This window comes from Streptomyces sp. NPDC048434, assembly GCF_043200375.1.
Lineage (GTDB): Bacteria > Actinomycetota > Actinomycetes > Streptomycetales > Streptomycetaceae > Streptomyces.
This window is the reverse complement of sequence record NZ_JBICXQ010000067.1, coordinates 1-7,354: the sequence shown is the minus strand read 5'-3', so window position 1 is coordinate 7,354 and position 7,354 is coordinate 1. Positions and strand designations below refer to the sequence as shown.

The window sequence follows — 7,354 nt, the reverse complement described above, 5'->3', positions numbered from 1 at the left end:
GGATTTCGCTACCTTCAAGGTCGATTGGGCCCTGGACAAGCCCGTGCCCTGGACAGCCGGAGAGGCATCGTCCGCGGGCACGGTCCACGTGGCCGAAAGCGTCGATGCGCTCACCCGCTTCGCGGCGCAGATCGCTATGGGAGAGGTACCCGACCGGCCCTTCGCGCTCTTCGGCCAGATGTCCACGGCGGACCCCTCCCGCTCCCCCGTAGGCACCGAGTCGGCATGGGCCTATACACATGTGCCGCAACGGGTTCGCAGTGACGCCGGGGCGGACGGCATCACGGGTGTGTGGGACCGACGGGAGCAGGAAGCCATGGCGGATCGGATAGAAGGCCAAGTGGAACGGTTCGCGCCGGGCTTTCGCTCGCGTATCCAACGGCGTCGGATCCTCGCCCCGCCAACGCTGCAGGCGCTCGACGCCAATCTGCATGGTGGTGCCATCAACGGGGGGACCGCTGCCTTGCACCAACAGTTGGTGTTCCGGCCCCTTCCTGGCACGGGGCGCCCGGAAACACCGGTCAAGGGCCTGTACTTGGCCTCCGCCGGCGCCCACCCCGGCGGAGGTGTCCACGGGGCGCCCGGCGCAAACGCCGCACGCGCGGCACTGCGCAGGCTGTCTCCCAGTACGGTCCTCTCGCTGGCTCAACGCGCATTGACCCCCCGAAGCAGGAACGACGACCCACGTCAGGGTCGCCTTTAGGGAGTGCGGCCAGCTCCCACCAGAGGTGGAGTAACGGGGAGCTCGCCGGGGCCCACGCTTTGCTCGACGGATGGCCCTGCGCAGAGTGCTGACTGCTGCTCATGCTTGGCCGACGCTCGTGTGCCGCCGCCAAGCGCGGGGCACTCGGGCCATGACCTGCCGACAGCGAGGAGAGGGCAACGGACGTATCGAAGCCACCCGAGTCCAGCTGCCGCCCTACGTGGCGGCAAAGGAGAGAGACGATCTGGAGGCGAAATATGGACCTGCAGCACGGCCCGCTATTGCGTGCCTGGCGCCGGTGGCGGCGCCCCCGTGACCTGCCTGTCCCCGCACGCGCATTCGGCGCGGAAGACGCGAACCGGCGTTTTCTCATGTACGGGGTGCTGCCTTTGTGGTGTGTGCCGGCCGTGGCGGACTGGATCATGCACCGCCGCACCCGTATCGAGGACACCACGGGGGCGCGTGAGTCAGCGTTGCATGCACTGATGATGACGGAAGCGGGCGTCCCCGTGGCAATGGGCCTGCTCGCCAAGGTCAATCCGCTCGTACTGTCCGTGATGGGAGGCGCCGCCGTGGCTCACGGGGCTACGGCGCTGTGGGACGTCAGCTTGGCGACCGACGAGCGGGAAGTCCGCCCGGTGGAGCAGCACATCCACAGCTTCCTGGAGGTCTTGCCGCTCGCGGCAACGGCCTTCACCTGCTGTCTGCATGCCGACCAGGTACGCGCCACGCTGCGCGGCGGAGTCGAGCCGGACGACTGGAGGTTGCTCCCCAAGGAAAACCCCCTCTCCGTCAAGTACCTCGCCGGCCTGAGCCTGGCCATCGGCGCCTGCGTTGCCCTCCCCTATGCCGAAGAGATGACGCGGTGGGGCCGCAGACGGAACGGTTTGGCGACTGACACCCTCGGATTCCGGAGCCCTCCGGGCGGATGCCGTTGCCCACACCGGTGGAAGACTGCTCTGCCTGGAGCCCACCGTGGATGGTCAACTGCTGGTGTGCGACACACAACGAGGTCTGGTGCGTGTCGACCCGCGCGACGGGGCCGTACGCGTGCTGGCCGGCGGGGCGGGCGGCGAGCCCTTGCGATTCTGCAGCAACGTTGCCCTAGGAGCAGACGGGGCCCTCTACTTCAGCGTTTCCTGTCGCCGTTACGCCCTCGAAGACTGGATGGGCGACATCCTGGAGCACACCGGAACCGGGCAGCTGCTGCGGCGGCGGCCAGGTGGCGAACCAGAAGTTCTGCTGGACGGCTTGCATCTTGCCAACAGTGTGGCGCTGGCTGAGGACGAGTCCTTCGTCATCGTGGCCGAGAGCAGCGCGTACCGGATCCGCCGGCTCTGGCTCAGCGGCCCGCGATCCGGCCGGTGCGACACTTCCCGGGTTCCCCGACAGCATTTCGCTCGGGCCCGGGGGCGTGTTCTGGGTCGCTCTGGCCGGGCCCCGGGAACGCGGCGTCGACTTGCTGCACCGAATGTCTCCCACGTCCAGGAGAGCGGTGTGGCGCAGGGTGAAGCCGTTCACCCCCGCCCGCGCCGTACCGTGCGAGTCATGGCCCTACGCCCCGACGGCGGTTTGCCGTGCGATCTGAGCCGGGCCAAGTCGCCGTACCGGATGGTGACGAGTGTCTGCCGGTCCGGCTCATGCTTGATCATGGGGAGTCTCATAGAAAGTGGCTGCGCAGTGTGCGAGCTTCCCGTATCACCGTCGGCATTCGCCGGCTGATCCCCGGTACCGCGGTGATCATCGCCCAGATTCGGCGGCAGCGACGACAGTTCGAGGGCGTGCCGACTGGTCGGCGAGCTACTGGAAGTCCTCTCCACAGACTGACACCCCTCCATGGCACGGCGATCGCCGGTGATCGAATCTACTACCGCGCCACCGAGCAGCGGTCGGAGCGGTGTCGCGGCCCTGGCCATGGCGTGCCGGGGGGCTCGGCGACCGCGAGCTACGTCGTCCTTTTCGGCGGCTCAGCGCGGGCAAAGACACCCAGCGCGAGGGCCCCACCCGAGCCTCGCCTGCACAGCGTTCGGTTCCCGCAGCACAGTCTGCGCCCGCCCACGTGTGCCCCACGAAGCCGGCCGTGTTCAGTGAGCGCGCTCAGAGAATCTGCGCGCCGAGACCTCTATGCCCCAGCGTCCTCCCTGCAGGGGGCGCGCGGGCTCACCGGCCGTGCCCGGCATGCCTCCTCCTCGTCGTCGCTCGTGACGGGGCGCGTTCACCATCGCGTCTCGACGATCGCATTCACCGCAGCACTCGCTGGCCCCATACCTCCAGGCTCGTGCACTGCACCTCAGCGCGGCCCGGTTCATTGCCGGAAGCGGGCCGCAGCATGGCCCAAGGTCATGCCCACGACACCGCCGCCGGGTGGCCAGTGGATCGGATAGCTAGCAGGCTGAAGAAGACGCGCGCGGACCATCCAGATCCTCGTTCTCGGCTCTCGGAGCGGAGGTGCCTTATGAGCACGTGGCCAGCCACGCTCCCCAGACGCCATCCGCTGGTGACGCTTGCTGGTGTCTATCTGCCACAGCACGACACGCGGCTCCTGTTGCGCGCCCTGTACCGCGAAGGTGTGGGGGCGGGCACCGAGCTCCTGGACCTCGGTTCGGGCAGTGGGGCCCTCGCGGTGGGAGCGGCGCGACGTGGCGCTCTGGTCACCGCCGTCGACATCTCCTGGCAGGCAGTCTTGGCCACAAGGATCAACGCCTGGCTCTCCGGGCAGCGGGTCACGGTGCGTCGCGGCGATCTGACCGCAGCTGTCGGCGGCCGTTCCTTCGACGTGCTCGTCAGCAACCCGCCTTACGTCCCCGCCCCCGGCAACCAGACTCCCCGGGGGTCGGCCCGCGCCTGGGACGCGGGACGCGACGGACGGCTGCTCGTCGACCGGATCTGCGACGCCGCACCGCGTGTGCTCCGCCCTGGCGGCGTTTTGCTCATGGTCCATTCCGGACTGTGCGGCACCGAGGACACCTTGGAGCGGCTGGCCTCCGCGGGGCTGCGGGGGACGGTCAGCGACCGCGCGGTCATACCGTTCGGTCCGGTCCTGCGCTCCCGGCTGGCCTGGCTGCGGTGCCAGGGCCTCTTGGACGAGGTCCAGGACTCAGAGGAATTGGTGATCATCCGTGCCGAGAACTCCTGAGCGTCCACGCCGCATCACCCTCGTCCGAAACGGTCCGCTCCTGGTGGAGGGGCCGGTGGAAGTAGTCGGTGACGACGGTGCAGTGGCCGTCTCCCGACGCTTCACCGTTGCGATCTGCATGTGCCGGCGCAGCCGGAGCTACCCCTGGTGCGACACCAGCCACCGCGCTCGTTCGAAGCTCCCGTCCGACCGCGCCGCCGGCACCGGCTGCCCGGCGGCCGACCGGAGCGCCGAAGGAGACCAGCGATGAAGGCCGACCTCGGAGCCGCCCGGCCCGGCAAGCCGCAGCTTCCGCGACCGCGCGGCTACCTGTCCGACACGGTGATCTCGTGGCTCCGCATCGGGAAGGGGCCCTTGCCGACACGGGAGGCGGTCCAGCGCGAGGGCCCGTACGGGGCAGATCTCCAGCTCGCCCTCTACGTGCTGTATGAACTGCACTACCAGGGGTTCGACGGCGTGGACGACGACCGCGAATGGTCTCCTGCACCGCTGTCGGCGCGGCGCTACCTGGAGGAGGCGTTCCTCCGGGCCCTGCGTGCTGACGTCCCGGCGCTCGGCATGCAGGAGGCGATGACGGACCTGCTGACCGAGCCCGCCGACGACGGCAGCAGCGTCAGTCACTTCTTGAAACGCGAAGGCCGGCTTTGGCAGCTGAGGGAGTACGCGGCCCTGCGCTCGCTGTACCACCTCAAGGAAGCGGACCCGCACGCATGGGTCCTACCCCGACTGCGAGGCCGCGCCAAAGCCGGGATGGCCGCCATCGAATTCGACGAGTTCGGTGCCGGACGCGCCGAGGACATCCACGCCCAGCTCTTCGCCGACCTCATGGCAGACCTCGCCCTGGAAACCGCGTACGGTCACTACCTCGACCTGGCGCCCGCCGAAACGCTCGCCGTGGTCAATCTCATGTCCCTGCTGGGGCTGCACCGATCCCTGCGCGGGGCACTGGTCGGCCACTTCGCCACGGTCGAGGTGACTTCGTCGCCAGGATCACGACGTCTCGCGGAAGCCATGCGCCGCACAGGTGCCGGCTCCGCTGCGGAGAGGTTCTACGACGAGCATGTCGAAGCCGACGCCGTCCATGAACAGGTCGTCCGCACAGAAGTGGTCGATGGTCTGCTGAGGGACGAGCCGGATCTGGAACCCGATGTCGCCTTCGGAATCGGTGCCACCACACTTCTCGAGGGCCGACTTGCCGCATATCTACTTGCCGCCTGGCGGGAGAACCGCACCGCACTGCCGGCACCGTTGCCGCGCGTCCGTGCCCGCAGGCCCGCACGGAGCGAGTCCTGAAAGCCGCGTCCTCATCAATAGGACCGCGGGGGACAACAGGAGGGTGTGATGGACGAGAGTGCTGAAAGGTTCTGGGATCCGGCGGAGAGCACGGTCTTTCAGGAGTGTCCGCCCGCCGTGGCGGCGGCGCGCGAGTCCTTGGCCTCGACCGGCGTCCATCTCATGCCCGCAGCCACCGTGAAGGCACACTTCGCCACCGGACAGGAGGAGTGGACGCGCTTCGCCAAGCACTGGGAGCACCTTTCCCACGACCGGTACGCCTCCGAACGCGGCACCTGTCGGCTGCGCCGCTACGGAAAGTTCTCGCTGACCCCGTCCACCGGTGGGCTGACCCAGTTGCCGGACACCCCGTTCGTGCAGCCGGATCGCAGTAACCCGCTCTACGTGGACGTCGACCGTCACTTCGATCCGCTGACCGACGCCTTTGCGGCGGACCCGCTCCTGAGCTCGGTCGTCACGCTCCTTGGGCATGTCGCGTGCGTCCTGGACTCCGCCGCATGCTGGGATCGCGAAGGTGCATCCGTTCCGGGTCGTCGCCAGGGCCGGCGGTGAAGGGCAGCCGACTCCGGAGGGCCGGCACCGCGACGGAGTGACGCTGGTCTCTTCGTTGCTGGTCGGCCGCAACAATGCGACCGGGGGCCGGAGCACCGTCTTCGCTCCGGACGGGCTCGAACTGCTCTCGGCCACTCTGGACGAACCCGCGACTCTGCTGCTGTCGGACGACCGCCACACATTGCACGGCGTGTCACCCATCCGTCCGCTGGATCCGTCCAGGCCCGCGCGCCGGGATGTGCTGGTGACCACGCTCACGCCGGCCTGACGGTGACGCGTCCCGGTGGACGTCGTCCCGGTGGCTCTCCTCGTCGAACATCAGCCGCTCGAGATCATCCACTACGTCCGCCAGGTGTGCACGACGACGCCACGAGGTCCGCTGACGCTGAGCTTCGCAGCCCCGCTCGGCAAGGCGGCGCAGGAAGCCGACAGCCCGGTCGAGATCCCCGAGCGCCTCCAGCGCGGGGGCGGACATGCTCGACGAGCCGGACGGCCTGCACAGAGCAGGGCAGCATCCGGCCCGTCAGTGCATCGACCCCGTTGCCGGACCACCCGTCGCGCGCGGCTCGCCAGTAGGCGGCGCGCACCAGTTCGCCACAGGTCTCGGGGCCGGTGTGGCCGCGCTGTACCAGCGCGCTGGCCGTCACCACGAGCGCCCGGATCAGCACCGCCAGGCCGACGGTGTCCGCCGCCTCCGCCGGGACATCCATGACCCGGATCTCCAGGGTGGGGAACTGGGGATTGGGCCGCACGTCCCAGAAGGGGATGCCAGCATCCAGCATCGCCTCGGAATCCTGCAGGGCGGCGGCAAGCCGCTCGTAGTGGTCCAAGGACTCGACGTACGGCGGGGGGCCCAGGGCCGGGAAGCGGCCCCTGATAACGGTGCGCCAGCTGGCATACCCCATGTCACGCCGATCGAGGAAAGGCGAGTTGGCGCTCATCGCCACGAGCGGCGGCAGCCACGGCCGCAGGTGAATGCCGACCAGCACCGCCACCTCCCGATCCGGCATGTGCACGTGGATGTGCGCGGCGCAGATGGCGAATCCGTCTAGCAAGGTGCCGAACTGGTCCAGGCCGGCCCGCTAGCGCGGATGGTCCCCGACGATTGCCGGGCCCTCGCGCCCCATGACCGGTGTACCGGAAGCACAGACACCGAGCCCTTCGGCCCGCTCGGCTGCGGCGGCGGCCCCTCGTACGGCGACCAGCTCGTCGTACAAGGCGGAGCCCTCCCGGCAAGGGGGCGTTTTCACCTCAACCTGACACTCATCGAACTCTCACTCCCCTGCTCACTCCCCTGGCGGAGGACTGCACCGGCGGAGCCTTGGCAATGAAATATCCCGCACACTTCACCGACTGCCCCCACATGGCGCAAGCCTCGATTGACCAGCGGCCAGCGGCACACCTACAGCGAGCCGCGACAAGCAAGCCAACGCCTCAGCCGTCGAACGTCGAGGCACCCAACCCTCAAGCCCTGACGGCCCTACCGCTTTGAGGAAGGCCCGGCCTGATGGAGGGCCGGGCCTTCAGCCTTTGGGGAAGCAGCGTGCGCCGAGCGGATTCCGCCCGAGCGGTCACCGGGCAACAAGGAGCCTTCGCCGACCGGGTCGACGAAGGCTCATATTTCGGTGCTGCCACGGCCGCTGTCCACTACGGCGTCAGCGTCACCGCAC

7 protein-coding genes and 2 pseudogenes are annotated in these 7,354 nt (G+C 68.9%); 8 read left to right on the top strand and 1 reads right to left on the bottom strand.

Features of this window, described 5'->3' with window-relative positions; all coding sequences use genetic code 11:
• From ACGFWI_RS38675 to ACGFWI_RS38640, 8 genes and pseudogenes are all read left to right on the top strand, one after another.
• A partial coding sequence (locus tag ACGFWI_RS38675) for a phytoene desaturase family protein (RefSeq protein ID WP_393910752.1) occupies positions 1-703 on the top strand: 703 nt, incomplete at its 5' end.
• A gap of 257 nt (positions 704-960) precedes the next feature.
• A pseudogene (locus ACGFWI_RS38670) lies at positions 961-1,584 on the top strand (diguanylate cyclase); the annotation flags it as partial.
• Between the two features lie 94 nt (positions 1,585-1,678).
• Positions 1,679-2,425: an SMP-30/gluconolactonase/LRE family protein gene (locus tag ACGFWI_RS38665; protein ID WP_393910751.1), complete on the top strand. Its 747-nt coding sequence runs from the start codon at positions 1,679-1,681 to the stop codon at positions 2,423-2,425.
• Positions 2,426-3,158: 733 nt separating this feature from the next.
• Complete coding sequence (locus ACGFWI_RS38660; protein WP_393910750.1) at positions 3,159-3,839, top strand: HemK2/MTQ2 family protein methyltransferase; 681 nt, start codon at positions 3,159-3,161, stop codon at positions 3,837-3,839.
• Positions 3,823-4,089, top strand: coding sequence for a CDGSH iron-sulfur domain-containing protein (locus ACGFWI_RS38655; RefSeq protein ID WP_393910749.1), 267 nt, complete (start codon positions 3,823-3,825; stop codon positions 4,087-4,089). The genes ACGFWI_RS38660 and ACGFWI_RS38655 overlap by 17 nt, the downstream gene beginning before the upstream one ends.
• Positions 4,086-5,132: an iron-containing redox enzyme family protein gene (locus tag ACGFWI_RS38650; RefSeq protein WP_393910748.1), complete on the top strand. Its 1,047-nt coding sequence runs from the start codon at positions 4,086-4,088 to the stop codon at positions 5,130-5,132. Before ACGFWI_RS38655 ends, ACGFWI_RS38650 begins: the two co-directional genes overlap by 4 nt.
• Before the next feature lie 48 nt (positions 5,133-5,180).
• Positions 5,181-5,684: a 2OG-Fe dioxygenase family protein gene (locus tag ACGFWI_RS38645; RefSeq protein WP_393910747.1), complete on the top strand. Its 504-nt coding sequence runs from the start codon at positions 5,181-5,183 to the stop codon at positions 5,682-5,684.
• A complete protein-coding gene (locus ACGFWI_RS38640; protein WP_393910746.1) occupies positions 5,602-5,952 on the top strand; it encodes a 2OG-Fe dioxygenase family protein in 351 nt (116 codons plus the stop codon). Before ACGFWI_RS38645 ends, ACGFWI_RS38640 begins: the two co-directional genes overlap by 83 nt.
• Positions 5,953-6,016: 64 nt before the next feature.
• Here ACGFWI_RS38640 and ACGFWI_RS38635 read toward each other — a convergent pair.
• Positions 6,017-6,943 (bottom strand): annotated as a pseudogene (locus tag ACGFWI_RS38635) (YbdK family carboxylate-amine ligase); the annotation flags it as partial.
• Positions 6,944-7,354: the final 411 nt, after the last annotated feature.

Bases quoted from the DNA above. Each gene is read 5' to 3' on its own strand.
- ACGFWI_RS38660 (WP_393910750.1), top strand. From the start codon at position 3,159: ATGAGCACGTGGCCAGCCACGCTCCCCAGACGCCATCCGCTGGTGACG.
- ACGFWI_RS38650 (WP_393910748.1), top strand. From the start codon at position 4,086: ATGAAGGCCGACCTCGGAGCCGCCCGGCCCGGCAAGCCGCAGCTTCCG.
- ACGFWI_RS38645 (WP_393910747.1), top strand. From the start codon at position 5,181: ATGGACGAGAGTGCTGAAAGGTTCTGGGATCCGGCGGAGAGCACGGTC.
- ACGFWI_RS38640 (WP_393910746.1), top strand. From the start codon at position 5,602: ATGTCGCGTGCGTCCTGGACTCCGCCGCATGCTGGGATCGCGAAGGTG.